The sequence below is a fragment of the Paenarthrobacter sp. YIM B13468 genome, assembly GCF_042788025.1.
Lineage (GTDB): Bacteria > Actinomycetota > Actinomycetes > Actinomycetales > Micrococcaceae > Arthrobacter > Arthrobacter aromaticivorans.
This window is the reverse complement of the sequence record NZ_JBHZPI010000027.1, coordinates 1-25,179: the sequence shown is the minus strand read 5'-3', so window position 1 is coordinate 25,179 and position 25,179 is coordinate 1. Positions and strand designations below refer to the sequence as shown.

The following is a 25,179-nucleotide window of genomic DNA, read 5'->3' as shown; positions in this document are numbered from 1 at the left end:
ATCATGCCGATGTGGCTGCAGGCGCTGATGTGGGGAACCGTTGCCGGGGGGGCGTTGGTCCTTGGATCCGGAATTGCCTGGCTATGGAAAGTCCCGCCAAAAGTCGTATCAACCATCATGGCCTTCGGCGCAGGCGTGCTGATCTCGGCACTCGCATTCGAGCTCGTCGACGAAGCGGTGGAGGGCGGTGGCCTGTTGCCGACGATCGGCGGATTCCTTGCGGGGGCTGTGATCTTTGTCGGTTCGAACGTTCTCCTGAACCGGGCAGGCGCCAAGCACCGGAAGCGTTCCGGCGGACGGCAGCCCTCCGAGAAGGAGTCGCCCGGCAGCGGCACAGCCATCGCGGTGGGTGCACTCATCGATGGCGTGCCCGAATCGGTGGTCCTCGGGCTTGGGCTTCTCGCTTCAGGCACCGTCAGTCCTGCCATGCTCGCTGCAGTTTTCATTTCCAATGTGCCTGAGGGGCTGTCCAGCACAGCGGGGATGAAGAAGGCGGGACGCAGCCGGGCCTACGTTTTTGGAACGTGGACCGGGATAGCCGTCTTCAGTGGGCTTGCCTCCCTGCTGGGATACACGGCCCTGGAAAATGCACCCGAGGCCCTTATCGCCTTCATTACCGCCATTGCCGCAGGCGGCATACTGGCCATGCTCGCGGACACGATGATTCCTGAGGCCTTCGAAGAACACCACAACCTGACCGGGTTGACTGCAGCCGTAGGCTTCCTCACCGCATTCACGATCCATCGCACTGGGGGTTGAGGAAATGCCGGGGGGTTGACGGGCCTGGGTCAAAAAATCCGGGGTGCAGAAGAACGACGGCGGTACGCACCTATGGCGCGTACCGCCGTCGTTGTTTCAAAAGCGGATGTGGACTGCGAAGCTGGCCTCGGGGTGGCCGGTGTAACGGGACGCGGCGTTGCGGGCAGCCGCCGGTATGTCGACGAAGCTCCGGGCTGTAGTTGTGAGCCCCGGGTAGTCGTCGAATGCCAACGTCAGCCGGCCGTCAGCAGCGTGCTTGATGTGCACAGTGATGATTGTTTTCGGTGGCTCCGGCGGAAGGTCAGCTGTGGTGAGCGAGTAGTAGGGCGTGGTTCTTCCGCGGATATCGGCGGGAACGTTTGCCCGGATGGATCCTTCTTCCTCCAGTTCGGAGAGGCGGGCCTTGACGGTATCTTTGCAGGCTGTGACGCCGTGGGTGATATCTGATACTTTGCTTGCGCCATTGCGAGCAAGGTAGTTGAGGATTTGGCTTCTGGTGAGTTGGGTTCGGGTCTGGCTCGTGGTTCGGGTGGGGGCTTTGATGGAAGTCGTTGTCATGGCCGTGTCCAAGCGGTCGACTTTTTTGTCATCATTTCCTATGGTCAGGCACCCCGCGGGGCGCAATGAGACGGGGCGGATTCGTCGTTGAACCCGTCCGAATGGTGTGGTGGGCTGCGTTGTTCGATCCAGGGCTTTAGGGCGCCGAGACCGGTAGGACAGCCCCAAGCGATCCTTCTACGCCATGAAGGTGCCGCATCATGGCGATCCCGGCATCTTGAGCCGAGCCATTTTCGATGGCTTCAAAAATGGCCGCGTGCTCGAGTCCGGATTCCTTCCTCCGGTCCACAACCTGGTTCAAGGTGCTGGACTGGTTGGCCATGGCCTCCTCGATGTCTGAAAGCATCGACGCGAAGACGCCATTGCCACTGCTGCGGGCGATGATCGCGTGGAACTCGGAGTTGAGGATGACCCACTGTTCCAGATCATCTTCTTCATCCATGGCCCGCAGGATTTCCCGGAGTGATTCCACATCCTGCTGGCTGCGGTGTTCCGCGGCCAAGCTGGCGGCCGGCACTTCAATGTGAGGCCGTGCCTGCAGGAGTTCGCGCGCCGAGTATTTGCCCAGTTTCAGGTCCTGGCCAACTTTGTCGGCGATGACGAAAGTGCCCTTGCCCGTCCGGGTTACGGTCAGGCCCAAGGCGTTTGAAGACTTCAGGGCCTCGCGCACCATGGTCCTGCTGACGCCGAACTGCTGCGCCAACGTGGCTTCCGAATCCAGGCGCGAACCTACTGGAAGGCTGCCGTCTTCAATGGCAGCCCTCAGGGTGGCAAGCACTGCCTCGGCGGCACCGACCCTTACGACTTTGGTTTGTCCAGCAGTCCAGCTGTCCAACAGGCTGATCATGGAATGAATATGGCATGGCTCACAGAGTGGGGCAACTTGTTACGCAGGGAGTTGCGCTGCTATCCCGACCTCCACTGCTGCTTGACGGGCCTCCGGTTGGGTACGGTATCTCCATGGCGGCATCCGAGAAGCGTGATAAGCCCAGCTCCACGCTGTTGACCGTTGCCATTGCCTTTGCGGCTAACGCCCTCGTTGCGGCGGCCAAATCGGTGGCTGCCGTCATCACCGGATCTGCTTCCATGACCGCCGAAGCCGCGCATTCCTGGGCGGACACCGGTAACCAGGTATTCCTCTTCGTGGCGGAACGACGCTCCCGGCGCCCTCGGGATGACAGCCATCCCATGGGTTATGGCAGGGAAGCATACGTCTGGTCCATGTTTGCCGCTTTCGGGCTGTTCACCGCGGGCGCAGTGGTGTCCATAATGCACGGCATCCAGCAGATCATCACGCCGGAGCCCGCCTCGGACTTCCTGGTGGCGTACGTGGTCCTGGCCGTGGCCTTTGTCCTGGAAGGAGTTTCGTTTGTCCAGGCCTTCCGCCAGACCAGGAAGATGGCGCAACAGCTGGAACGGAACACCCTGAAGCAGGTCCTTATCAGCTCGGATCCCACCTTGCGGGCCGTATTCGCAGAGGATGCTGCTGCACTGATCGGCCTGGTGGTCGCGTTTGCCGGTGTGTTCCTGCACCAAGTCACGGGTTCGGCCGTGCTGGACGCCGTCGGCTCGATCATCGTCGGTGTTCTGCTGGCGGTTGTTGCCGTGGTGCTGATCGACCGGAACCGGCGCTTCCTGGTAGGCCAGGGCGTCACGCCGGACATTGAACGTTCCATCGCCCGCCGTGTGCTCGAACATAGGGACATTGCCCGGCTCACCTACCTCCATGTGGAGTTCGTCGGTCCGCGCAAACTGTACGTCGTGGCCGCCGTCGACCTCCAGGGTGACCACCCGGAACACCAAGTAGCAGTTGCCTTGCGCCGGATCGAGCGTGAGCTTGAGGACCATGAGACCGTGGAGGAGGCTGTGCTCACGCTGGCTACTCCGGATGAAACTGCCTGGCCAGGGCGTTAGCTACTGCCCATCAGCCGCTGCATCTGCTCGGCTGCGTCGCTCCCGGGCGCCGGTGTGTAGACCACAATGTGGAGATCGGGCCTGTCCGACGGCGAGACCTGGTGGTGCTCCAGCTGCAGCACGCCCACCGCGGGGTGATGGAAAAGCCGTTCCCGGGACTCGAAGCCCAGGATGTCGTAGCGGTCCCAGCTTTCCTGGAACTCCGGGCTGGCTTGCTTGAGCCGTTCAACCTGGAACTCAACATCGGGATCGCCAAGTCTCTGACCCGTTTCGGCCCTGAACTCGGCAAGGAACCGCTTGCTGGTGACGTCCCAATCCGGGAGCAGGTCACGGACATAAGGATCGGTGAACACCAGCCATAACAGGTTCCTGTCCGAGGCGTCGAAGGTCGCGATGTTCGGGTACAGGGCTTGGTAGGCCTGGTTCCAGCCTGCGACGCCCCAGTCCGGCGAGAGTGCGTAGGCCGGGTTGGGGTCCAAGGCGTCGAGCAGCCGTTGCACGTGTGGGGGAGCATCAGCTGCAACGGGCCCCTTTGGCATGGCGGACGAATATCCGCCTAACGACAGGACGTAGCTGAGCCCGGTGTCGGATAGATGCAGCGTGCGGGCTACGGCTTCGAGCACCTGCCGGGAAGGGCTGATATCCCGGCCTTGCTCAAGCCAGGTGTACCAGGTGACGCTGACTCCGGACAGGAACGCGATCTCTTCCCGACGGAGGCCCCGCTCCCGGCTGCGCCCTACTGGAGGAAGACCGTAGTCGGAACGCAGGGCCTGGGTACGGCGGGTCCTGAGGAATAGTCCCAGTTCTTTGCGTCTCTCATCGTTCACGGAGTCAACACTATTACTCTGTTACTTTCACTACTAGTAGCAGGGCCGTCTTCCACGCGACGCGGAACACCAGCAGGATGGTATACATGCCTGCACTTCGCTCTAGAACAGTCACCCACGGCCGCAACATGGCCGGCGCCCGCGCACTGCTGCGCGCCTCCGGCGTCGCCAACACGGACATCGGTAAGCCGATCATCGCTGTCGCCAACAGTTTCACCGAGTTCGTACCCGGCCACACCCACCTTGCTCCCGTGGGCCGGATCGTCTCCGATGCGATCCTCGCCGCCGGTGCAGTGCCGCGCGAATTCAACACCATCGCAGTGGACGACGGCATCGCCATGGGCCACTCGGGCATGCTCTACTCCTTGCCGTCCCGCGACCTGATCGCGGACTCCGTTGAGTACATGGTCAACGCCCACTGCGCCGACGCATTGGTCTGTATCTCCAACTGCGACAAGATCACCCCCGGTATGCTCATGGCGGCCCTGCGCCTGAACATCCCTGTTGTATTCGTTTCCGGCGGTCCCATGGAGGCCGGCCGCGTGACCCTGACAGACGGGTCCGTGCGCTCCCTGGACCTGGTGAACGCAATTGCCGACGCCGTGGACGAGTCCATCTCCGATGAAGACATCAACCTCATCGAAGAGAACGCCTGCCCGACATGCGGTTCCTGCTCGGGCATGTTCACCGCCAACTCCATGAACTGCCTCGCCGAGGCCATTGGCCTGGCCCTGCCCGGCAACGGCTCCGTGCTTGCGACCCACACCGCCCGCAAGGCGCTGTACGAGAAGGCGGGCGCCACGATCGTCGAACTCGTGAAGCGCTATTACGACGGCGACGACGACTCGGTCCTGCCTCGCAACATCGCCACTGCCGAGGCTTTTGACAACGCCATGGCCCTGGATATTTCCATGGGCGGCTCCACCAACACGATCCTGCACCTGCTCGCCGCGGCCCAGGAAGCGGGCGTGGATTACGGCCTGGCCGAAATGGACGCCAAGTCCCGTCAGGTGCCCTGCCTGGCCAAGGTGGCCCCGAACGTGGCCGGAGACAAGACCTATTACATGGAAGACGTGCACCGCGCCGGTGGCATCCCCGCCCTGCTGGGTGAACTGAACCGCGGCGGCCTCCTGCACAAGAACGTCCACTCCGTGCACTCCAACGATTTGGACGGGTGGCTGGACGACTGGGACATCCGCGGCGGCAAGGCCACCGAAGAAGCCGAGGCGCTGTGGCACGCGGCTCCCGGTGGCGTCCGCTCCTCCACTGCGTTCTCGCAGTCGAACGAGTGGACCTCCCTGGACACCGACGCGGAGGGTGGCTGCATCCGCTCCGTGGAGCACGCCTACTCCAAGGACGGCGGCCTGGCTGTGCTGCGGGGCAACGTCGCCGTGGACGGTGCGGTTGTGAAGACGGCCGGCGTGGACGAGTCCATCTGGATCTTCGAAGGACCCGCTGTTGTGTGCGAGTCACAGGACGAAGCCGTGGAGAAGATCCTGAACAAGACCATCAAGGAAGGCGACGTGGTGGTCATCCGCTACGAAGGCCCCCGAGGTGGACCAGGCATGCAGGAAATGCTCTACCCCACCTCGTTCCTCAAGGGCCGCGGCCTGGGCAAGAAGTGCGCGCTTATCACGGACGGCCGTTTCTCCGGCGGTACCTCAGGCCTCTCGATCGGGCACATCTCCCCGGAAGCTGCCTCGGGTGGCGCGATTGCCTTGGTGGAGAACGGCGACATCATCAGCATCGATATCACCCAGCGCTCCCTCCAGTTGCAGGTTTCCGACGAGATCCTCGCCGAACGCCGCGAAAAACTGGAAGTCAACGGGGGGTACAAGCCGAAGGACCGCGAACGCCACGTGTCTCCCGCGCTCCGTGCCTACGCCGCCATGGCGCTCTCGGCGGACAAGGGAGCCGTGCGCGACGTTTCTTTGGTGGAGAACCTCTAGGCTACGTTCAGGCCGGGTCCCGGAGACGGGACTCGGCCTCCGCATAGCTATCCAGCAGCTTCCGGGCGCGCTCGCCGTCGCCGCCTTCATCGGCCAGCGCGGACCGCATGTCTTCCAGCTTCCTTTCTCCGGCAGGGAAGGGCGGAAGCAGTGGGATGTCCGGGTCTGTCAGGACCTCCAGGACTGCAGGGCGGTCCAGCGAGAAAGCGTAATCCCACGCGTCGCCGAGCTTGGCCGGGTCCTCCACGCGTATTCCGGCCAGGCCCAGCAGCTCCGCATAGGCGGCATAAGGAAAGTCCGGGATCTCCTGGCTGGCATTGAACCGCGGTTCGGCCTCGTTTTCGCGCTGCTCCCAGGAGACCTCGGCAAGGTCGCGGTTGTTGAAAACGCACACCACGAACCGGGGATCGGCCCAGTTGCGCCACCGATGCGCCACGGTGATCAGCTCCGCAATGCCCAGCATCTGCATCCCGCCATCGCCTGCAAGAGCCACCAGGGGCCGGTCCGGGTAAGCAAGCTTGGCAGCCAGGCCATAGGGAATCGCGCAGCCCATGCTGGCGAGCGTGCCGCTCAGATGGGCCGGGACGCCGGGCGGAAGGGTCAGTTGGCGGGCGTACCAGTAAACGCAACTGCCGACGTCGATGCTCAACTGTGCGTTGTCCGGAAGCCTGCCGTTGAGTTCGCGGACCACGAGTTCCGGGTTCACGGGATCTGCGGGGATGTTGGCGCGTTCCTCTGAAAGATGACGCCAGGCGCGGACCTGGCTTTCGACGTCGGAACGCCACTGGGAACGTGCGCTTTCCGGCTGGTTGGGCTGCTGATCGAGCCGCCGGGTGAGTTCGGCCAGCGACGCGGCCGCATCACCCACCACTCCAACCTCCACGGGGTAACGGTTGGCAACCTTCCGGCCATCAATGTCGATCTGGACAGCTTTGGCAGTTCCAGGTTTCGGGTAGAACTCCGTCCAGGGATCGTTGGAGCCGATAATCAGCAGTGTGTCGCAGTTGTTCAGGACGTAGGTGCTGGCAGAAGTGCCGAGGTGGCCCATGGTGCCGGAAGCGAAGGCCAGCGTCTCGTCGACGTAGGGCTTTCCCAGCAGGCTGGTGGTGATGCCGGCCCGCAGCTTTTCGGCCAGCGCTTGGGCCTCGGTCCGGGCACCCCGCGCTCCCTGACCCACCAGGAACGCGACTCGCTCACCTTTGGAAAGGATCTCGACGGCGGCATCCAGGTCTTCCTCACGCGGCATCACCCGTGCGGGGTGCCATACAGGGGCGGTGACAACGATTCCGTGCTCATGTTCGAGTTCGGGTGCCTCGGCCGACTGGATGTCGTGGGGGATGATCACGACGCACGGGGACTTCGTCTCCAGCGCTGTACGGAACGCGCGATCCAGGAGCATGGGGACCTGTTCCGGGGAACTGGCGAGCTGTGCAAATTGTGCCGCAACGTCCTTGAACACTGTCAACAGGTCGATTTCCTGCATGTACCCGGAGCCCAGGACGGTGGTGCTTTGCTGGCCAATGATCGCCACCACTGGAACGCCGTCCATTTTGGCGTCGTAGAGTCCGTTGAGCAGGTGGATAGCTCCCGGACCTTGCGTCGAAGTCACCACCCCGACGCCGCCAGTGTATTTTCCGTGCCCTACGGCCATGAAGGCGGCTGCTTCTTCGTGCCTTGCCTGCACGAATTCCACCGCATCCTGAGCTCTACGGAGCGCGCCCATGAAACCGTTGATGCCGTCCCCGCTGTATCCGAACACCCTGTCCACGCCCCACGCTTGAAGGCGTTCGACGATGAGATCCGAAACCGTTCGCTGGGCCACGCCCGAAATTCCCTTCGCTAGGTACTATCGTCAATTGTTGACAATTGCTACGCTGGATTCATTACCTCAAACCGGGCTTTGCATCCGCCAAAAGCCCCTTGCGTGAAGGACCTGCCATGAAGAAGCGACGCCCCGCTACCCCGACTCCAGAGCTCGTTGAAACATCGCGCACCGGGCACCACTGCCCCAAGACCGGATGGTGGTCTGTCGCGGGAGATCCACGGGCCACGCGTCTCATCACGAAGGGTGAGGTGATGCCCGCCCTGCACGGCACGCCAGCTCTCTGGATCATGCGCGAAGCCGCCGGTATCGTGGGCGAAACAGCCGCCCGTCCCGCAGCCGATTTGCTGACAACCTCATAACTGTCAGACCTCCTTCCGGAGGCCGGCCTGCTGCACAAGTTCGGTCAACCAGGGCCGGTGTCCTTTATGGAAGACCATCCCTTCCGGAAGCCCCTGCACGGTGGGAACGGAATCCGCGATATCGATGGTTACCCGGCCTCCACCCATGGGCGCATTGGTGATATGCAGGTCCCCGTAGGACGCCGGCAGCTGGGGATCCATCCAGAACCCCCCACGGGACACATGGGTGTCGTATCTCATCAGGCTGGTGACCAGTTGGATGGGCGAGGTGGCTGCCCATGCTTGTGGTGAGCACGCGGTGGGATACGGAACGGGCTCGCTGTATTGCTCCCTGCTGAAGCCACAGAACAGCTCCGGGAGGCGACCCTCGGAGTAATCGGCAGCCTCGAGCAGGGCTGTCGAAATGCGCTGGGCCTCCTCCACGAATCCGTAGCGCATCAGGCCGGCGGCAATCACGGCATTATCGTGCGGCCACACCGAACCGTTGTGGTAACTGGCCGGGTTGTAGGCGCCCATATCGGTTCCGAGGGTACGCACCCCCCACCCGCTGAACATTTCGGGAGACATCAGCCGTTCGGCCACCAGCGGCGCCTTGTCCTCGTCCACCAACCCCACCCACAGGCAGTGCCCCATGTTGGAGGCGCACGCGTCAACCTGCCGTTTCCTGCCGTCCAAGGCGATGGCGTAATAGCCGCGGTCCGGCATCCAGAATTGCTCGTTGAACCGGACTTTTAGCTCCGCTGCCCGATCGGCGAGTTCCCGCGCCAAAGGTGCGTCTCCGGCGTCGTACGCTATCCACGCCCGTGCCATGTACGCGTCATACACGTACGCCTGAACTTCGCAGAGGGCGATAGGCGGCTCCGCGAGGCGCCCGTCGGCAAAATTGATGCCGTCCCACGAGTCCTTCCAGCCCTGGTTGATCAGTCCGCGGTCATTGAGCCGCTGATACTCGACGAATCCATCGCCGTCCCTGTCGCCATAGTCCCGGATCCAGTCCAGGGCACGGTCCGCGTTGGGCAGCAGGGCCGCAATGGTGTCTTTGGCGAACCCCCACCGGCTGACCGAACCCAGTAACACCACGAACAGCGGAGTGGCATCGATGCTGCCGTAGTAAACGGATTTCCCGCCGAGCGACAGGCCGCTGGAGACATCCAGCCTGACCTCATGCAGGATCTTCCCGGGCTCTTCCTCACTGATGGGATCCACCACCTTGCCCTGCCGGTCAGCAAGCGTTTGCAGGGTGCCCAGCGCGAGGGACGGATCAACGGGCATCGCCATCTCCGAAGCCCAGAGGGAGTCGCGGCCGAAAAGCGTCATGAACCATGGCGCTCCGGCCGCCACAACCACCCTGTCCGGGTGTGTGGGGTCTTCAATGCGGAGGGCGCCAAGATCGTCATAGCTGCGCCGCAGCGTCCTCTCGATGGAGTGGTTGCCCATGTGCAGCACGGGAATTTTGGCCACCCATTCCTGGCGACGCAGATCGCTGCGGGACAACTCGCCGACGGCGGGACGCACCACAGGAGCCACCGGCGCCCCTCCCTCGGTTCCGGGAGTAATGGTGACCACGGTGCTCCAATGCCCCCGTGGAGGGATGGTGGTCCGGTATCTGAGGCCCTCGCGGGTCGCCTCGGCAACATCGGAACTTACGACGACGGACTTCCGGACATCCTGCCAGCGGGAGCGGATGGTCAGCGTGTTGTGGTGGTACTCGCGGGATTCCTCCCACTGCCTCTGGACCCGTGCTTCCTTGACTTCGAAAACGTCCGCGAAGTCCGAGCCCACTGCGAATTCGACCAAACATTCCACGGGTTCCATCGAATGGTTGCTGACGGTGACATGCTCCACCATTCCCACGCCTACTTCCCGTAAGCGCTCCACGATGAGCGGCGTATCCGCATATCCGTCAGACCGTGTGATGCGGCCGGCGAAGGCTGCCCTGTAGGGCTCTTTTGTCTGGGCGGTCAGTGGCTCAAGCGGCTGGCCGTTGATGGTGAGGACCCAATAGGACAGGACCCGTGTGTCCTGGAAAAACATGCCGTGGGGATGATCAGGGTGAATGTCCCCATTAGGCAGGGAGATGCAGAAGGACGTGCCTTCCACCAAGGTGACAGTCCCGGCGCCGAGAGGTCCGGCTGCTGTATCTGCATTCCATCCAGCCACTGTGAGGCTCCTCTAAGAACCAAGGACGGCCAGTCCCTGTCCCGGGCTCCCGGCTGTCCTGCTACATCGTCACCTCGACCGTACTCTTGCCGGCCGGCCGGGGCTAGAGCCTTGGTAGCTGTTGCTTGCCTTGCGCTGTCAGTCCGGAGGGCTGTGGGTCCGGGGCGCTGTGAGTCCGGAGGGGGCTGTCAGCCTTGGGAGGCGACCAGCAGATCGTAGTCATCATCGATGTGGAAAAGCCGCCGTTCGCCGATGCGGTCTATTACCCAGATCGTTTGTCCGTCCGCAGTCCGGTCGTCCACGGTGCCCCTGTGGTATTCGTAGCCGCGCAGGCTGAGCGAAACTACGTCTCCAGCTTCCAGGGAGTTCCAGAGCGATGTCCTCCGGCTTTGCGCGCTGCACGCGGCAGGGGTACTTTCCAGGCTGCTTTTCCAGATGAGTTTCATGGGAAATGTTCTCCTTGGTGACGGGGCTGGCATCGGTGCCAAGGCGTCCCGCGAATATTTTCTCCTCAAGTCTATCGTCGATTGTTGACAATTGCTAGGATGGAGACTGTGCTTTCCAAAGACGGCAGGCACGTTCAAAAGGGCGCAGTCCCAGAAGGAGAATCCATGATCAAGGCCACTGTCATGAGCGACGCAACAACGCAGGACCCGGGGGAGCACATCCCCAAAGCAACCACCAGCACGCCGGGCCAGACTGAGGTCTCGTTCCGTCTGTGGGCCCGCGACAACCACAAGACAGGCATCTGGGAGGTCACGCCCGGTGTCTTCAAGAGCACCCGCCCGGGTTACGACGAGATCTGCCAGATCCTCAGTGGCAAGGGGACCATCACTGAAGAAGACGGAACCAGCTTCGACATCGGTCCCGGAACGTTGTTCGTTACTCCGGCAGGATGGACGGGCACCTGGACCATCCACGAGACACTGCGGAAGATGTGGGTTGTCACGGACGTTCCCACGAACTAACTGCACAAGCAAAGTAGCTGCACAGGCAAGCTAACTGCAGGAAGGGCCCGGTTCAATTGAACCGGGCCCTTCCTGTATGGAGACTTTCCTAAGCAGTAATTCCCGTTGCTTCGGGGCTGGCGGTGAGGTCCTCCACTGCCTTCTGCATATGGCGTTTGATGGCCTGCTGAAGTCCGCTGCGGTCCCGGGCTTCAAGGAACTCCAGGATCTGCTGGTGCTCCTGCACAAGAACATCAATGCGGGGGTATGCCACCTCCAGGCTCAAAATACACATCCTGGATTCGGCTGCGAGAGTCTCATAGATCCGTATCAGCCGCGTGTTTCCAGTGCCTGAAACGAAGGCGGTGTGGAATTGCATGTCGAGACGGGCAATGGCCTGCCAGTCCGAGGCCGCAACCTGCTTGGCCATGTTCCGAATGATGCCCTTGAGCTCGCGGCAGGTGTCTGCCACCTGCTCCGAGTCCGAGTCCAATAGCGTGTTTGCCGCGGCCAGTTCCACGGCTTCACGAACGGCGTAGATCTCCTTGACATCCTGCGTGGAAAGTTCCAGTACGAAGACGCCGCGGTTGCGCTTGCTCACCAGGATCCCCTCCTGGCACAGCCGCTGGAGAGCCTCGCGGAGCGGACCCCGTGAAGTGCTCAGCTGGCTGGCCAAGGCGGATTCGTTGACCTGCTGTCCAGGGCTGAAGGCCCCTTGGACAATAAGCTCACGCAGCTGATCAGCGATCAGCTGTGCCGTGGGCCGGCCTTCCAATACGAACATTCCCTCTGGTGCCGCCATTGACATCCCCTCATTCCATGCTTCGGCAATTTGAAACTGTTAGACCGCTATTGCTGTGTACTTGTACTCCAGGAATTCGTCGATTCCAATTTTTCCGCCCTCGCGTCCGAGCCCGGATTGCTTGACGCCGCCGAACGGTGCTGCGGGGTTGGAAACCAGGCCGGTGTTCAGGCCGACCATTCCCACTTCCAGTTCCGCGGAGAACCGCAGGGCCTTGTCCATGCTCTCTGTGAACACGTACCCCACCAGGCCCCACTCAGTATCGTTGGCCAGGCGGAGGACTTCGTCCTCACTATCGAACGCGGTGATCGCTGCGACCGGGCCGAAGATTTCCGTGCTCATCAGTGCGGCGTCCTTGGGCACGTCCACCAGGACGGTGGGGGTGTAGAAGTAGCCGGGACCTTCGGGACGGCTTCCACCGGTGAGCACACGTGCTCCCTTGGAGACCGCATCCGCAACGAGGCTTTCGACCTTTTCCAGGCCCTTCTGTTCAATGAGGGGCCCGACGTCGGTGCCAGCAACAGCGCCGTCGCCTACCTGTAATTCTGACATCTTTTTGGAGAACTTCTCGCCAAATTCCTCTACGACCGAGCGGTGGACGAAGAAGCGGTTTGCTGCCGTGCAAGCCTCGCCCATGTTCCGCATCTTGGCCTTCATGGCACCGTCCACGGCCTTTTCGATGTCTGCATCGGCCAGGACGATGAACGGGGCGTTACCGCCGAGTTCCATGGAGGAGCGCATCACGTTGTCGGCCGCCTGCTTCAGCAGGACCTTGCCCACTTCGGTTGAACCGGTGAAGCTGATCTTGCGCGCGATGCCACTGTCAGTCCAGGCCCGGACCACCGTGGAGGCGGTGGAGGTTGTCACAACGTTCAGCACGCCGTCGGGAAGACCGGCTTCCTTGAACAGGGCCACCAAGGCCAGTGACGTCAACGGTGTCAGCTCGGCAGGCTTGAACACCATGGTGCAGCCTGCAGCGACGGCGGGCGCGATCTTGCGGGCACCCATGGCAAGCGGGAAGTTCCACGGAGTGACCAGGACTGAAGGGCCCACCGGTTCCTTGGTGATGAGGATACGGGTGTTTCCATCAACGGAGGAGGCACTGTCACCGCCAATGCGGACTGCTTCTTCCGAGAACCAACGGAGCATTTCGGCGCCGTAGGCCACCTCGCCCCTTGCCTCTGCCAGTGGCTTGCCCATCTCCGCCGTCATGATGGCTGCGAGCCTGTCCGTGTTGGCGATCACCAGATCAAAGGCGCGTCGGAGAATGTCACTTCGTTCGCGGGCGGTGGATTTGCTCCACTCCCCCTGAGCGCGACCCGCTGCCTGGATGGCCAAGGCGGCGTCTTCAGGACCGCCGTCGGCAACGTGGGCAATCACTTCGTTCGTAGCAGGGTTCTCAACGGCGAAGGTGGCACCACTGGCTGCCTTCTGCCATGTTCCGTCAATGAACAGGTCCGTTGGGATGGTGGTGGGATCAAAGGAGGTGGTCATGGTCGCTCTTTCGGTGATCAGGGGGAGTAATGATCGGGGTGACTAGGAGGTGGCCGTCTTGAGCGCTTGCGTGAACTTGGACAGGCCTTGCTGAATTTCATCGCTGCTGACATTCAGGGCGGGGATGAGGCGAATGACGTTGCCGTGCGGACCGCATGTGAGGAGCAGGAGCTCTTCCTTGATGGCGGCCTGTTGGACGGCGAGGGCAGTTGCCGCGTCCGGGGTGTTGTCGGCAGCGGTGAACTCGACGCCCTGCATCAGGCCACGGCCACGCACATTGCCGATTCCCGCGAATTCCGTTTGCAGATTGTCCAGTCCTGCCCGCAGTTCGTCACCGCGCAGCAAGGCGTTCTCCACGAGGTTCTCCCGCCGGATCACACCCAAAGTTGCGACGCCGGCTGCTGCCGCGACTGCGTTTCCGCCATAGGTTCCGCCCTGGGAACCTGGCCACGCCTTGCCCATCAAATCTGCGGAAGCGGCGATTGCGGAGATGGGGAAGCCACTGGCTAGTCCCTTGGCGGTGATCACGACGTCGGGGCTGATTCCGGCCCAATCGTGTCCCCAGAACTTGCCGGTGCGGCCGACTCCAGCCTGGACCTCGTCCAGGATCAGGACGATGCCGTGCTTGTCGGCGCGCTCACGCAGGCCTTGGAGGAATGCGACGGGGGTGGGGATGTACCCGCCATCACCCAGAACCGGTTCGATGATGAAGCCGGCGGTATCGCTGGGGGCGCTGATGGTCATCAGAAGGTGGTCGAGTTCCTTCAAGGCAAAGTCGACGGCGGTGGCTTCGTCCCAGCCGTAGCGGTACCAGTGCGGGAACGGGGCAACATGCACGCCGCCCATGATGGGGGAGAACCCTGAGCGGAATTTGGTTCCCGCGGTGGTCAAGGAGGCGGCCGCTACGGTGCGCCCGTGGAAACCACCCTGGAAGGAGATGATGTTGGGCCGTCCCGTTGCCATGCGGGCCAATCGGATGGAGGCCTCCACTGCTTCGGAGCCGGAGGTTGCGTAGAAGACGCTGTCCAAGCCCTGGGGCAGGACGCCGCCCAGGAGTTCCGTGAGTTCCAAAAGGGGCTTGTGCATCACGGTGGTGTACTGGGCATGGACAATCTTGCCCACCTGCTCGCGGGCTGCGGCCACCACGTCGGGGTGGCAGTGTCCGGTGCTGGTGACGCCGATTCCGGTGGTGAAATCCAGGTACTTCTTGCCGTCTGTGGCGTGGATCCAACTACCGGACGCATAGTCCACGACCACTGGAGTGGCTTGCTTCAGGATGGGGCTAAGTGTTGCCATGGCTTCATACTTTCTTAGTAAGTGTAGATTGTCAACAATACACGATTCGCGGGCCTTTAGCCCGCGAATCGTGTTGTGCCTAGTTCTTGAACCTCTGTGGACGGACGAAGTCCAGACCGTCAAAGCCACCCTTGCCAAGTGCTTCGTTGGCAGCAATCTGGCCGTAGCCGGAAGCCATCTTGAAGCCGGCGCCGGAGAAGCCGGTGGCGGAGTAGATCCTGCCTGACTCAGTAAAGAAACCCAGGAGGGGCTGCGAGTCCGAGGTGAACAGGTCCGGGAAGGCATCTGAGCGGACGATGCTGGGAACCAGGCCGGGGAAGAATTCGGTCACCGTCTCAGTGGTTTCCGCAATCTCCGCTTCGGTCAGCTCCCTGGGCACCGAGTCTGCGGCGGGGGTTGGTGCCCCGCGGCCATCGAGGGTGGCTTTCACAGTGACGCTGTCCACCGCGGGTGCCCCATACATGGAGCGATCGCCGGAAATCCTGATGAAGATGGGGAACTTTTCCGGGGTGAACTGGGTTGCGTCACGGGCGACGAACCAGCTCAGGAAAATCCTGCGGGTTTCCGAGTGCGCCTTCAGGTAATCGGGCATGAGCTGTTGGGACCATCCACCGGAGGCGATGATTACCCGTTCGAAGGTCCAGGACTGTTCGCCCGAGGTGACGACAACGCCGTCGTTGGTTTCGGTGATGCTGCTGACCGGAGTATTGCCAAGGACCGTTGCCCCGTTGGCCTGTGCCGCTGCAACCGCCGCGGTAACTGCCCGGTCCGTGCGGAGTGCGCCTCCGAAGGGATCGTAAACGGCGACATCGTCAGCCCGGAGATTGTGCTGCGGGTAGCGTTCGGCCATCTCCTCGCGGCTGAGGATCTGGTGGGCAGCCCCATTGATCCGGGTAGTTTCCAGCAGTTTGGGAATGTACGGTCCATCAGCAGTGCCGATGGAGAGTCCGCCACAGCGGGTGAGGATGTCCTGTCCCGTTTCTGCTTCGAGCTCGGCCCAGAGATCCCGTGAGCGTTCCAGGATGGGGTAGTAGTCCGGCCTTCCCCTGTAAAGCATCCGGAAAAGCCGGGTGTCGCCACCCACGGCACTTCTGCCATGGCCCGGGGCGTGTGCTTCGAAGCCGACCACGGAATCGGACAGTCGCGAGGCCTGCCACAATGCCATGCTGCCAATGCTGCCCAGGCCGATGACGGCCAGTTTTCCATCCATCGACTACAGCACCTGCTTCAGGAATGCCTGGGTGCGTGCTTCCTTGGGGTTCTTCAGGATCTCCCGGGCATCTCCACGTTCCACCACGTAGCCCTCATCCATGAAGATCAGGGAATCGGACACTTCGCGGGCGAAGCCCATTTCGTGGGTGACTACCACCATGGTCATGCCCTTCTTGGCGAGGTCCTGCATGACGCCGAGGACTTCCCCTACCTTTTCGGGGTCGAGGGCGCTGGTGGGTTCGTCGAACAGGATGATTTCCGGATCCATGGCCAAAGACCGGGCGATGGCAACGCGCTGCTGCTGGCCGCCGGAAAGCTCGGCCGGGTAGCGGTCGCCGAAGGCGCCGAGGCCCACGCTGGTGAGCAGTTCCTGGGCGCGCTTGGAGGATTCCTTCTTGTCGGCACCCTTGACGAGCACCGGGCCGGACATGACGTTCTCGCGGGCGGTCATGTTCGGGAACAGATTGAACTGCTGGAAGACCATGCCTACCCGTGTACGTTGCTGGGCAAGCTTCTTGGGGGGCAGCGCGTGGTAGGCGTTGTCGGTCTCGTAGTACCCGAAATCGTCACCGTTGACTTTCAGGATTCCGGAGTCCACGGTCTCCAGGCCGTTGATGCAGCGCAGCAGTGTGGACTTTCCGGAGCCGCTGGGTCCAATGATGCAGCAGATTTCACCGCTGGCGATGTCGAGGTCGATATCGTGGAGAACGGTCTTGTGCCCAAAGGACTTACGGATTCGGCGGGCGAGGATCGTGCCGTCGTTGCTCATCGTGCGATGCCTTCCGGTGCGGTCAATACAACCTTCCTGGACTTGCGGGGGACCCGCGCGGAGGTATGGGAGTATTTCTGTTCGAGCTTGGACTGCGGGTAGCTGAGCACCAGCGTCATCACGAGGTACCACAGGCTCGCCACGATCAGCAGCGGGATGGTCTCGTAGGTACGTGCGTAGATGAGCTGGGCGCTCTGGAGAAGTTCCGCAACACCCAGGACGCTGACCAAGGACGTTTCCTTGAACATCCCGATGACCTGGTTGCCGGTGGCCGGAATGATGGAGGGCATGGCTTGGGGAATGATGATCTTGCGCATCTTCGTAGCGGCGCTCATTCCCAGGGAGTCCGCAGCTTCGATCTGGCCCTTGCCCACCGAGGAGAACCCTCCGCGGATGATTTCTGCCATGTATGCGGCTTCATTCAACGTCAAGCCGACCAAAGCTGCGGTGATCGGACCCATGAGTGCATTCGTGTCGATTGCGGTGCCGATGTCGGTAAACGGGATCCCGATGGTCAAGTTCGGGTACAAGGCCGAGATGTTGAACCAGAAGATCAACTGGACCAGGACCGGGGTACCGCGGAACAGGGTGATGAACGCGCCTGCCGTGGCCGCGATCGGCTTGATGCTCGAGGACCTCATAATCGCAATGACCAGGCCCAGGAGGGTGCCCAGGACCATGCTTGCCACCGTAAGGAAGATGGTGAGCATCAGCCCGCGGAGGATGGATTCGTGGGTGAAGTACTTCGCCACCACGTCCCACTTGAAGTTGGGGTTGGTGGAGACCGAGAAGAGGATGCCTGCGCCAAACAGGATGGAAACCACCCAGGCGACGTATTCAAAAGTGCTTCTGCGGCGAAGGCGGGGCTTGAGTGCCGGATCAATTCCGTTCATTGTCGGTTTGCTTCCGTTACTGATGGTTTGCACCATGGGAGCACCTCTCCTAGTTGAGTTTCGCATCCGTGATGGCTCCGGAGTCGAGGCCCCAGGTGGAGAGGGACTTCTTGTATTCCGGGCTGTTCAGGACCGACTGGACGGCGGCCTGGAGGGCGGGAGTCAGTGCAGATCCCTTTTTGACGCCGATAGCGGTGAGGTCGCTGGATCCAACGTTGATCTGAGGGGTCAGGATGGTGAACGATTTGGGCTGCTGCTTCTCGGCCCAGGCGAGGGAGGTTGTGTCATAGAGGATGCCATCGATGCGCTTGGATGCCAGCTGTGTCAGGGCCTCCTGGACGTTGGGCAGGGTCACGGCGTTGATCGCGGGCTGTCCCTTGGAGGTGCAGGTCTGCTCCGAAAGGGCCGGGAGGCGCTTGAGCTGGCCCGTCGAGCCCTGGGTAACGGCAATGTTCTTACCGCACAGTGTCTCGTTGGTGAGCTTCATGGGGTTACCCGCGGCCACGGCCACTGAGTTGCCGGCCTTGAAGTAGTCGATCATGTCCAGGACCTTGAGCCGCTCATCGGTCTTGGACATGGTGGTGGCGGTGAAGTCGTAGCGGCCGCCATCGAGGCCGGGGACGATCGTGTCAAACTTTGTGTCCTGGAACTTCAGCTTCAGGCCGAGCTTCTTTGCTACCAGGCGGGCGATGTCCGGGTTCAGGCCGATCGCGGTCGAGTTGTCCTCGGCGAGGAACGTCGTCGGCGGGTAGTGCAGGTCCATCGCGACTGTCAGTTCGCCCTTGTCCTTATAGGATGCCGGCAGGAGGCTCACAGCCTTTGTGTCAGGCTGCACGCCCTCGGAGATGTCCGTGGTGTTGTTGGTCTTGCTGCTGTCCGGCGAATCGCTGCTGTTGGCGGTTCCACCGCAAGCGCTCAGGGCGAGTAGTACGGCAAGTCCTGCGGCTGCAGTCTGGGCCTTGTTACGAATCTTCATGGTGCTTCCCTTCGAGGGAGTCGGTCACTGGGGAGGGAGAAGTTCTAGGTTGCAATGTGATCCGGATCTCTCCGTCATCTAATGCAATGCAACCCCCTCAACAGTAGATTGTCAACAATTGACAGAAACTTTTTTCATGCACTCCCTATATGAGAACCGTTCTAATTACGCCTACAGAAACTGTTGACAATTTACAATTTAGCGCCCTAGAGTCGAATCATCGGGCTAGAAATTTCCAGCCCGCCAGGCACGATTTCGCGGTTCAGTTCGCCTCTTTCGATACCTCCACATACTCGGGGCCAGCCCCCTTCCATCTCCCGAAAAGAACGGAAACCCCATGGCAGAGACCAACTTCCGGCCGAAGTACATCTCCTTCGATGTCTACGGCACACTGATCAACTTCGACATCGATCCCACCACCCGGCGGCTGCTTGATGGACGCATCTCCGAAGAGCAGTGGCCTACGTTCAAAAAGCAGTTCCGTGGCTACCGCTTCGACGAAGTCCTGGGCGACTACAAGCCGTATGAGGCGATCCTGCAGGATTCCTTTGACCGGGTGTGCAAGCGCTGGGGCATCGGACCGATCGAAGGTGCCGGCGCTGCGTTCGCTGACGCTGTCCGCGGTTGGGTTGCCCACGAGGACGTGCCGGCCCCGCTGAAGCTCATGGGCGACAACTACCAGCTGGTGGCGTTGTCCAACGCGGACGACAGTTTCCTGGATATCAGCATTCCGAAGCTGGGTGCTGATTTCCACGCCGTGCTGACGGCCGAACAGGCACAGGCTTACAAGCCGCGCTACCAGGCCTTTGAGTACATGCTCGATACCCTGAACGCCAAGCCGGAGGACTTCCTGCACGTCTCCTCGCACACCCGGTACGACATGCACCCGATGCATGACATGGGCTTCCGTAACCTCTGGATGCTGGACCGTGGCTATGACCCTATTGGCGAGGGCTACGACCTCAATACTGTTAAGTCCTTGGACGAGCTCAACAAGCACCTCGGTCTCTAAACCGACTTCAAGGCGAAAGGCCATACCGTGAAACTTGTTCCCTACTGGCTCGATACTGCAGAGCCTTCCGGCGATTACCGCCGCACTCCGGTCCCGGAGAACGTTGATGTTGCGATTATCGGTGCCGGTTTTACCGGGCTGTCAGCAGCCCTTGAATTCGCCAAGCAGGGCGCCACTGTAGCCGTTTTCGAACGCCACACTGTTGGCTGGGGTGCTTCGGGCCGTAACGGGGGAATGGCTACGACCGGTTTGGCCATTGGCTTCAGCACGGCAGTCAAGCGCTACGGGGCTCCCCGTGCAGTGGAGATGTTCCGCGAATACAACGATGCCATCGAAACCATCGAGAAGCTGGTGCACGACAACGGCATCGACTGCGACTTCAAGCGTTTCGGCAAGCTCTCCCTCGCGTTCCACAAGTCCCACTACGACGGCTTCCTGAAGTCCCAGGAGCTGCTCGCAAACCTGGTCGATCACCACGTAAAGGTCATCCCCAAGTCAGAGATCCACAGCGAAATCGGCACGGACTTCTACCAGGGTGCCATGATGGATCCGCTGGGTGCGGGTCTCCACGTAGGGAAGTTCGTGCACGGTCTGGCAAAGGTGGCAGCCGACAACGGCGCAGCCATCTGTGAGAACGCCGCCGTGACCGAGCTGAACAAGGTCTCGGGGACAGTGCACGATGTGCACACCACCCGTGGAATTACCCGGGCCAAGCAGGTCCTGGTAGCCACCAGCGGTTACACCGGCAACGTCACCCCGTGGCTGCAGCGTCGCGTGATCCCCGTGGGTAGTTTCATCATCTGCACGGAGCCTCTGTCCGAAGAGGTGGTGAACCGCATCCTGCCGAACAGGCGCCAGGCCTCTGACAGCAAGATGCTGACGTACTACTTCAGGATCACGCCGGACAACAGGCTGCTGTTTGGTGGCCGGGCCCGATTCGCTTTGTCCAGCCCGGATTCGGACGTCAAGAGCGCCGAAATCCTGCACAAGGCCATGACTGAACTCTTCCCGTACCTCTCCAAAGCCAGGGTGGACTACATCTGGGGCGGTCTGGTGGACCTCTCCATGGACCAGATGGTCCATGCCGGCCAGCATGACGGCCTCTTCTACTCCCTGTGCTACAGCGGCCATGGTGTTCAAATGGCAGCCCACATGGGTAAGCGGATGGCCCACTACATGGCCGGCGACAAGTCGGCAAACGTGTGGGAAGACCTGAAGAACCCGCCGGTTCCCGGCCACTTCGGCCCGCCATGGTTCCTGCCGTTCATTGGCGGAGCCGCGAAGATCATCGACCGTATCAAGTAGACATTCCGCTAGCCAGGCAAGGTAAAGGTTCCCATGAGTTCATCAACAACCGTCGCTGGAGCGCGCCTAAAAACAGCTGGGGAAACGGCCTACAGACGGGCAAGCGTTGCGGCGCTTCCCGGTGGCGCGTTCCTCGAAGGCCTTTGGGAGACCGCCGACAGGACCCTGGAAGTACGTGACCCTGAAGACGGCGTGCTGTTGGGCACTGTGTGTTCTTCAACCCCTCAGGATGTCCGCCGTGCGGTTGCCCACATTCACCGCCACCTCTTGGACGATGAATGGCCTCTCCGGGAACGCCGCGAGGCTTTGGAACGGGCTGCAGTGCTCCTGGCTGAGCAGTCGGTACGGTTTTCGGAGATCATTGCCGCCGAGAGCAGCAAGACCATCAACGAGGCTGAGCGTGAAGTACGCCGGTGCATCGAGACGTTGCGGCTTTCGGCGGCAGCGTCGAGCGAACTCGTGGGGGAAACTCTCGGCTTTGAGGACAGCATGGCAGGAGCCAACAAGATCGGCTGGTACAGCCGGAAGCCTGTTGGCATTATCGCCGCTATTACGCCTTTCAACGATCCGCTGAACCTCGTGGCACACAAGCTGGGCCCGGCGCTTATCGGAGGCAACGGCGTCGTACTTAAACCCTCAGGCCGCACCCCGCTGACCGGGCTGGCTTTCGTTCACCTGTTGCTTGAGGCCGGCGTTCCGACAGGCCGCATTGCCGCGATCGTGTCGGGACCCGGGGTGTCCGAAGCGATCGTGACCGACCCCCAGGTGGACCTGATCTCCTTCACCGGCGGGCCAGCGACGGCCGATCGCATTGCTGCCGCCGCAGGAGCGAAGAAGATCCTTTCGGAACTGGGCGGCAACAACGCTACGATCGTCTGCGCCGACGCTGAAGCGGCAACTGCTGCTGAGGCGATCGTCGCCGGGGCATTCGGTGTGGCCGGCCAGAATTGCCTGTCGGTCCAGCGGGTTTACGTTCACATTTCGCTGTTCGAGGAAGTCCTTGAAAAGGTCGTCGCGGGGACCCGTGCACTTCGCGTCGGGGCGAAGATGGACCGAACCACCGATATCGGTCCGCTCATCAGCGAAGCGGAAGCCCGGCGGGTGGAGGCCTGGGTGGAGGAAGCCAAGGCGGCCGGCGCCACTGTCCGTGTGGGCGGTCAGCGCCACGGCGCTTTCTACGAGCCAACCGTACTCGCCGATGTGCCGGCAGACGCCCGCGTCATCGTCGAGGAAGTGTTTGGCCCGGTGGTCAGCATCATGCCCTTTATCCAGATCTCTGACGCCATCCATGCGGCCAACGCCTCCGAATACGGGCTCCAGGCCGGTGTCTTCACCGAGTCCATCGACCTGGCCCTGGCAATTGCCGACAAGCTGCACGTGGGGGCGGTGGTCATCAACGAGACAAGCGACGTCCGGATCGATTCCATGCCGTTTGGCGGGTTCAAGAAGTCCGGCGTCGGCCGTGAAGGCGTCAAGCACGCAGTCCGCGAAATGACCGAGCCCAAGAGCACCATTATCAAACTGGCGGAGCCCGCCACCCGCTGGCAGCAGCTGACGGGCACCTCAGAACGGAATGCATCATGACTACCCACAAAATCGCGGTCATCGCCGGCGACGGTATCGGCAAGGAAGTGGTCCCTGCGGCCATCCAGACCCTTGAGCGGATCGCTGAGATCCACTCCATCGATCTGAAGTTCACGCACTTCGACTGGGGATCTGACTACTACGCGGAGCACGGCCGCATGATGCCCGTGGACGGCCTGGAGCAGTTGGCGCAGCATGACGCCATTTTCCTGGGTGCAGTGGGCTCCCCGGAGGTCTCCGATGCTGAATCGCTGTGGGGGTTGTTGATCCCCATCCGCCGCGAATTCCAGCAGTACATCAACCTGCGGCCGGTAAAAACGCTCGACGGCGTGAAGTCGCCCCTGGCGAACAAGGAACCGATCGATATCCTCATCGTGCGTGAAAACAACGAAGGGGAATACTCGGAGGTCGGTGGACGCATGTACCGCGGACTGCCGCACGAAACCGCTGTCCAGGAAACCATCTTCACCCGCTTGGGAGTGTCGCGGGCCGCGCACTACGCCGCGTCGCTCGCGTCCTCCCGCAGGGGCCACCTGACCTCGGCCACCAAGAGCAACGGCATCATCCACACCATGCCCTTCTGGGACGAAGTGGTGGAAGAAACCACCCGCCTCTACCCTGACGTAACGCTCACCAGCGAACTGGTGGATGCCTTGGCTGCGCACCTGGTCCTCAAACCCTGGACTTTTGACGTAATTGTCGCCTCGAACCTTCTGGGCGACATCCTCTCGGACCTGGGCAGTTCCGTCACCGGTTCCATCGGTGTGGCTCCCAGTGCGAACCTGAATCCCGACGGTGATTTTCCATCCCTCTTTGAGCCGGTGCACGGATCTGCCCCGGACATCGCAGGGAAGGGACTGGCAAACCCGGTGGGCCAGATGTGGTCCGGCGCGATGATGCTGCAGCACCTGGGCCACCCGGAAGCTGCTGAACACCTCCAGCTGGCGTTCGAGGCAGTGTTGCGCGAGGGCCTCGGAACCCGCGATGTGGGAGGCCCGTCGTCGACGTCGGAATTCACAGCCGCTGTTTTGGCCGCCATCGATGTCATTGGCGTGGTTGGCTCGATCGAGGCCGGCACGGCAACCAAGCCTGCGGGAGCACCGGCGTCGTCATGACGGTTACCCCTGAAGGCAGGAGGCCTGTTGTCGCGGCGTTGTACCGGGAGGCCTTGCCGCCCCGGTTGGAGGAGATCGAAGCCCTGGCCGATGTCCGGCTGACCAAGGCGGAGGGACTGGCTGAAGCGATGGACGGTGCAGATGTCCTGTACCAGTGGCATTCGTTTTCCCCCGCCCTGCGCGAGAACTGGGACGCCGCGTCATCGCTGAAGTGGGTCCACGTAACAGCTGCGGGCGTCAGCCAGCTCCTGTTCGACGAACTCATCCACAGCGATGTGGTCTACACGAACTCCCGCGGAGTCCTGAGCCGTGCAATAGCCGAATTCACGCTGGGCTTCGTCCTGGACTTCGCCAAAGACTCGCAGGGCTCGTTCAAGCTTCAGCAGCAGCAGCGCTGGCAGCATAGGGTCACCCGGAAGATCCAAGGTCAACGCGCCCTGGTGGTGGGCACCGGTTCCATCGGGCGGGAAATTGCGTCCCTGTTCCGTGCGGTAGGCCTGCAGGTCAGTGGTGCCGGGCGAAGCAGCCGTCCGGGAGATGAACTGTTTGATCATATCCATTCCTCCCGGGACCTGGCCGGGATCGTGGGCGACGTCGACTACCTCATCCTGGCAGCGCCACTGACCGAGGACACTAAGGGACTCGTGGATGCTGACGTCCTTTCCGCCATGAAATCCACCGCACACCTCATCAACGTGGGCCGCGGGGAACTGGTTCGGACGGACGCGCTGGTGGAAGCCCTGTCCTCCGGATCCATTGCCGGTGCAGCACTGGACGTAGTCCATCCCGAACCGCTTCCCGCCGGGCATCCTTTATGGAGCATGGACAACGTCATCATCACACCCCACATGAGCGGGGACACCGAGGACTACCTCGACGATCTTGGGCAATTGTTCGTTGACAACCTGCGACGCTTCAGCCAGGGCAAACCCCTGCAGAACATCGTGGACAAGAACCTTGGGTTCGTCCCGGTCTCCTGATCCTGTTTCGCGTTTCCCAGCCTTCTTTACCTAAGGAACTTTGCCATGAGCACCTCAACGACGACGCTCACCCGGATCAACCACTTCATCAATGGAGCCGAGTCCACGGGGGTGGGGGAACAGACCCGGCCCGTGTACAACCCGGCTACTGGGCAGGTCACGGCGGAGTTGCGCCTGGCGAACGAGGCTGACCTGAACACGGCGGTGGCTGCGGCGAAGAAGGCCGCGCAGTCCTGGGGTGATATTTCCCTGGCCAAGCGCACGGGCGTGTTGTTCAAGTTCCGTGAACTGGTCGCCGCGCACGTGGACGAGCTGGCCGAGCTGATCACGGCCGAGCACGGCAAGGTCCTCTCCGACGCGAAGGGCGAGATCGGCCGTGGTCTGGAAGTGATCGAGTTCGCCTGCGGCATCCCGTCCCTGCTCAAGGGTGACTACTCGGACCA

Annotated in this window: 24 protein-coding genes; 11 read left to right on the top strand and 13 right to left on the bottom strand. The window is 61.9% G+C overall.

What is annotated here, in order from left to right:
• Positions 1–3 precede the first annotated feature (3 nt).
• Positions 4–759, top strand: coding sequence for a ZIP family metal transporter (locus ACFX4T_RS21655; protein WP_216922463.1), 756 nt, complete (start codon positions 4–6; stop codon positions 757–759).
• A gap of 96 nt (positions 760–855) precedes the next feature.
• On the opposite strand, the gene ACFX4T_RS21650 is transcribed toward ACFX4T_RS21655, so the two are convergent.
• Positions 856–1,317 (bottom strand): hypothetical protein, encoded by a 462-nt coding sequence (locus ACFX4T_RS21650; RefSeq protein ID WP_216922461.1) that lies wholly within the window; start codon positions 1,315–1,317, stop codon positions 856–858.
• Positions 1,318–1,453: 136 nt separating this feature from the next.
• Positions 1,454–2,161 carry a FadR/GntR family transcriptional regulator gene (locus ACFX4T_RS21645; protein ID WP_216922849.1) on the bottom strand — a complete coding sequence of 236 codons (708 nt, stop codon included), beginning with the start codon at positions 2,159–2,161 and terminating at the stop codon, positions 1,454–1,456.
• Positions 2,162–2,277: 116 nt separating this feature from the next.
• Between ACFX4T_RS21645 and ACFX4T_RS21640 the strand changes: the two genes are divergently transcribed.
• Complete coding sequence (locus ACFX4T_RS21640; protein WP_216922459.1) at positions 2,278–3,231, top strand: cation diffusion facilitator family transporter; 954 nt, start codon at positions 2,278–2,280, stop codon at positions 3,229–3,231.
• On the opposite strand, the gene ACFX4T_RS21635 is transcribed toward ACFX4T_RS21640, so the two are convergent.
• A complete protein-coding gene (locus ACFX4T_RS21635) occupies positions 3,228–4,058 on the bottom strand; it encodes a helix-turn-helix transcriptional regulator (RefSeq protein WP_216922457.1) in 831 nt (276 codons plus the stop codon). The genes ACFX4T_RS21640 and ACFX4T_RS21635 overlap by 4 nt on opposite strands.
• Positions 4,059–4,144: 86 nt before the next feature.
• Between ACFX4T_RS21635 and ilvD the strand changes: the two genes are divergently transcribed.
• Positions 4,145–6,007 carry a dihydroxy-acid dehydratase gene (gene ilvD, locus ACFX4T_RS21630; protein WP_223947634.1) on the top strand — a complete coding sequence of 621 codons (1,863 nt, stop codon included), beginning with the start codon at positions 4,145–4,147 and terminating at the stop codon, positions 6,005–6,007.
• 7 nt (positions 6,008–6,014) lie between these two features.
• Here the strand turns inward: ilvD and ACFX4T_RS21625 are convergent, their stop codons facing one another.
• Complete coding sequence (locus ACFX4T_RS21625; RefSeq protein ID WP_223947635.1) at positions 6,015–7,829, bottom strand: thiamine pyrophosphate-requiring protein; 1,815 nt, start codon at positions 7,827–7,829, stop codon at positions 6,015–6,017.
• 116 nt (positions 7,830–7,945) lie between these two features.
• On the opposite strand from ACFX4T_RS21625, the gene ACFX4T_RS21620 reads away from it, so the two are divergent.
• Complete coding sequence (locus ACFX4T_RS21620; protein WP_216922452.1) at positions 7,946–8,191, top strand: hypothetical protein; 246 nt, start codon at positions 7,946–7,948, stop codon at positions 8,189–8,191.
• A 3-nt stretch (positions 8,192–8,194) separates the two neighbouring features.
• On the opposite strand, the gene ACFX4T_RS21615 is transcribed toward ACFX4T_RS21620, so the two are convergent.
• Together ACFX4T_RS21615 and ACFX4T_RS21610 are read right to left on the bottom strand one after the other, a co-directional pair.
• Positions 8,195–10,351 carry a glycogen debranching N-terminal domain-containing protein gene (locus ACFX4T_RS21615; RefSeq protein WP_216922450.1) on the bottom strand — a complete coding sequence of 719 codons (2,157 nt, stop codon included), beginning with the start codon at positions 10,349–10,351 and terminating at the stop codon, positions 8,195–8,197.
• A gap of 188 nt (positions 10,352–10,539) precedes the next feature.
• A complete protein-coding gene (locus tag ACFX4T_RS21610) occupies positions 10,540–10,797 on the bottom strand; it encodes a hypothetical protein (protein WP_223947636.1) in 258 nt (85 codons plus the stop codon).
• A 165-nt stretch (positions 10,798–10,962) separates the two neighbouring features.
• On the opposite strand from ACFX4T_RS21610, the gene ACFX4T_RS21605 reads away from it, so the two are divergent.
• A complete protein-coding gene (locus ACFX4T_RS21605) occupies positions 10,963–11,319 on the top strand; it encodes a cupin domain-containing protein (RefSeq protein ID WP_223947637.1) in 357 nt (118 codons plus the stop codon).
• An 88-nt stretch (positions 11,320–11,407) separates the two neighbouring features.
• On the opposite strand, the gene ACFX4T_RS21600 is transcribed toward ACFX4T_RS21605, so the two are convergent.
• The 7 genes from ACFX4T_RS21600 to ACFX4T_RS21570 all read right to left on the bottom strand — a co-directional run bounded on the left by ACFX4T_RS21600 (position 11,408) and on the right by ACFX4T_RS21570 (position 18,740).
• Positions 11,408–12,100, bottom strand: a complete 693-nt coding sequence (locus ACFX4T_RS21600) for a GntR family transcriptional regulator (protein ID WP_223947638.1) — start codon at positions 12,098–12,100, stop codon at positions 11,408–11,410.
• Between the two features lie 39 nt (positions 12,101–12,139).
• Positions 12,140–13,594 (bottom strand): NAD-dependent succinate-semialdehyde dehydrogenase, encoded by a 1,455-nt coding sequence (locus ACFX4T_RS21595; protein ID WP_377654043.1) that lies wholly within the window; start codon positions 13,592–13,594, stop codon positions 12,140–12,142.
• A gap of 42 nt (positions 13,595–13,636) precedes the next feature.
• Positions 13,637–14,890 (bottom strand): aspartate aminotransferase family protein, encoded by a 1,254-nt coding sequence (locus ACFX4T_RS21590; protein ID WP_223947640.1) that lies wholly within the window; start codon positions 14,888–14,890, stop codon positions 13,637–13,639.
• A gap of 79 nt (positions 14,891–14,969) precedes the next feature.
• Positions 14,970–16,100 carry an FAD-dependent oxidoreductase gene (locus ACFX4T_RS21585; RefSeq protein WP_377654041.1) on the bottom strand — a complete coding sequence of 377 codons (1,131 nt, stop codon included), beginning with the start codon at positions 16,098–16,100 and terminating at the stop codon, positions 14,970–14,972.
• Positions 16,101–16,103: 3 nt separating this feature from the next.
• The gene (locus ACFX4T_RS21580) at positions 16,104–16,871 is read right to left on the bottom strand and encodes an amino acid ABC transporter ATP-binding protein (protein ID WP_216922438.1); all 768 of its coding nucleotides are present in this window, start codon (positions 16,869–16,871) and stop codon (positions 16,104–16,106) included.
• Entirely contained in the window at positions 16,868–17,800 is a 933-nt protein-coding gene (locus tag ACFX4T_RS21575; RefSeq protein ID WP_377654039.1) for an amino acid ABC transporter permease, read from the bottom strand. Before ACFX4T_RS21575 ends, ACFX4T_RS21580 begins: the two co-directional genes overlap by 4 nt.
• 13 nt (positions 17,801–17,813) lie before the next feature.
• The gene (locus tag ACFX4T_RS21570) at positions 17,814–18,740 is read right to left on the bottom strand and encodes an ABC transporter substrate-binding protein (RefSeq protein ID WP_223947643.1); all 927 of its coding nucleotides are present in this window, start codon (positions 18,738–18,740) and stop codon (positions 17,814–17,816) included.
• Positions 18,741–19,077: 337 nt separating this feature from the next.
• Between ACFX4T_RS21570 and ACFX4T_RS21565 the strand changes: the two genes are divergently transcribed.
• The 6 genes from ACFX4T_RS21565 to ACFX4T_RS21540 form a co-directional block, all read left to right on the top strand.
• The gene (locus ACFX4T_RS21565) at positions 19,078–19,752 is read left to right on the top strand and encodes a haloacid dehalogenase type II (protein WP_377654036.1); all 675 of its coding nucleotides are present in this window, start codon (positions 19,078–19,080) and stop codon (positions 19,750–19,752) included.
• A gap of 27 nt (positions 19,753–19,779) precedes the next feature.
• Complete coding sequence (locus tag ACFX4T_RS21560; protein WP_223947645.1) at positions 19,780–21,057, top strand: FAD-binding oxidoreductase; 1,278 nt, start codon at positions 19,780–19,782, stop codon at positions 21,055–21,057.
• Positions 21,058–21,090: 33 nt separating this feature from the next.
• Complete coding sequence (locus ACFX4T_RS21555) at positions 21,091–22,641, top strand: aldehyde dehydrogenase family protein (RefSeq protein WP_377654034.1); 1,551 nt, start codon at positions 21,091–21,093, stop codon at positions 22,639–22,641.
• The gene (locus ACFX4T_RS21550) at positions 22,638–23,756 is read left to right on the top strand and encodes a tartrate dehydrogenase (RefSeq protein WP_223947647.1); all 1,119 of its coding nucleotides are present in this window, start codon (positions 22,638–22,640) and stop codon (positions 23,754–23,756) included. Before ACFX4T_RS21555 ends, ACFX4T_RS21550 begins: the two co-directional genes overlap by 4 nt.
• Positions 23,753–24,736, top strand: a complete 984-nt coding sequence (locus ACFX4T_RS21545) for a D-2-hydroxyacid dehydrogenase (RefSeq protein WP_377654032.1) — start codon at positions 23,753–23,755, stop codon at positions 24,734–24,736. Before ACFX4T_RS21550 ends, ACFX4T_RS21545 begins: the two co-directional genes overlap by 4 nt.
• 45 nt (positions 24,737–24,781) lie before the next feature.
• Positions 24,782–25,179 (top strand): aldehyde dehydrogenase family protein (locus ACFX4T_RS21540; RefSeq protein ID WP_377654030.1); only part of this gene is annotated, 398 nt, incomplete at its 3' end.

Coding starts and splice junctions, on each gene's coding strand:
- ACFX4T_RS21655 (WP_216922463.1), top strand. CDS start 4: ATGCCGATGTGGCTGCAGGCGCTGATGTGGGGAACCGTTGCCGGGGGG.
- ACFX4T_RS21650 (WP_216922461.1), bottom strand. CDS start 1,317: ATGACAACGACTTCCATCAAAGCCCCCACCCGAACCACGAGCCAGACC.
- ACFX4T_RS21640 (WP_216922459.1), top strand. CDS start 2,278: ATGGCGGCATCCGAGAAGCGTGATAAGCCCAGCTCCACGCTGTTGACC.
- ilvD (WP_223947634.1), top strand. CDS start 4,145: ATGCCTGCACTTCGCTCTAGAACAGTCACCCACGGCCGCAACATGGCC.
- ACFX4T_RS21620 (WP_216922452.1), top strand. CDS start 7,946: ATGAAGAAGCGACGCCCCGCTACCCCGACTCCAGAGCTCGTTGAAACA.
- ACFX4T_RS21610 (WP_223947636.1), bottom strand. CDS start 10,797: ATGAAACTCATCTGGAAAAGCAGCCTGGAAAGTACCCCTGCCGCGTGC.
- ACFX4T_RS21605 (WP_223947637.1), top strand. CDS start 10,963: ATGATCAAGGCCACTGTCATGAGCGACGCAACAACGCAGGACCCGGGG.
- ACFX4T_RS21600 (WP_223947638.1), bottom strand. CDS start 12,100: ATGGCGGCACCAGAGGGAATGTTCGTATTGGAAGGCCGGCCCACGGCA.
- ACFX4T_RS21595 (WP_377654043.1), bottom strand. CDS start 13,594: ATGACCACCTCCTTTGATCCCACCACCATCCCAACGGACCTGTTCATT.
- ACFX4T_RS21590 (WP_223947640.1), bottom strand. CDS start 14,890: ATGGCAACACTTAGCCCCATCCTGAAGCAAGCCACTCCAGTGGTCGTG.
- ACFX4T_RS21585 (WP_377654041.1), bottom strand. CDS start 16,100: ATGGATGGAAAACTGGCCGTCATCGGCCTGGGCAGCATTGGCAGCATG.
- ACFX4T_RS21580 (WP_216922438.1), bottom strand. CDS start 16,871: ATGAGCAACGACGGCACGATCCTCGCCCGCCGAATCCGTAAGTCCTTT.
- ACFX4T_RS21575 (WP_377654039.1), bottom strand. CDS start 17,800: ATGGTGCAAACCATCAGTAACGGAAGCAAACCGACAATGAACGGAATT.
- ACFX4T_RS21570 (WP_223947643.1), bottom strand. CDS start 18,740: ATGAAGATTCGTAACAAGGCCCAGACTGCAGCCGCAGGACTTGCCGTA.
- ACFX4T_RS21565 (WP_377654036.1), top strand. CDS start 19,078: ATGGCAGAGACCAACTTCCGGCCGAAGTACATCTCCTTCGATGTCTAC.
- ACFX4T_RS21555 (WP_377654034.1), top strand. CDS start 21,091: ATGAGTTCATCAACAACCGTCGCTGGAGCGCGCCTAAAAACAGCTGGG.
- ACFX4T_RS21550 (WP_223947647.1), top strand. CDS start 22,638: ATGACTACCCACAAAATCGCGGTCATCGCCGGCGACGGTATCGGCAAG.
- ACFX4T_RS21545 (WP_377654032.1), top strand. CDS start 23,753: ATGACGGTTACCCCTGAAGGCAGGAGGCCTGTTGTCGCGGCGTTGTAC.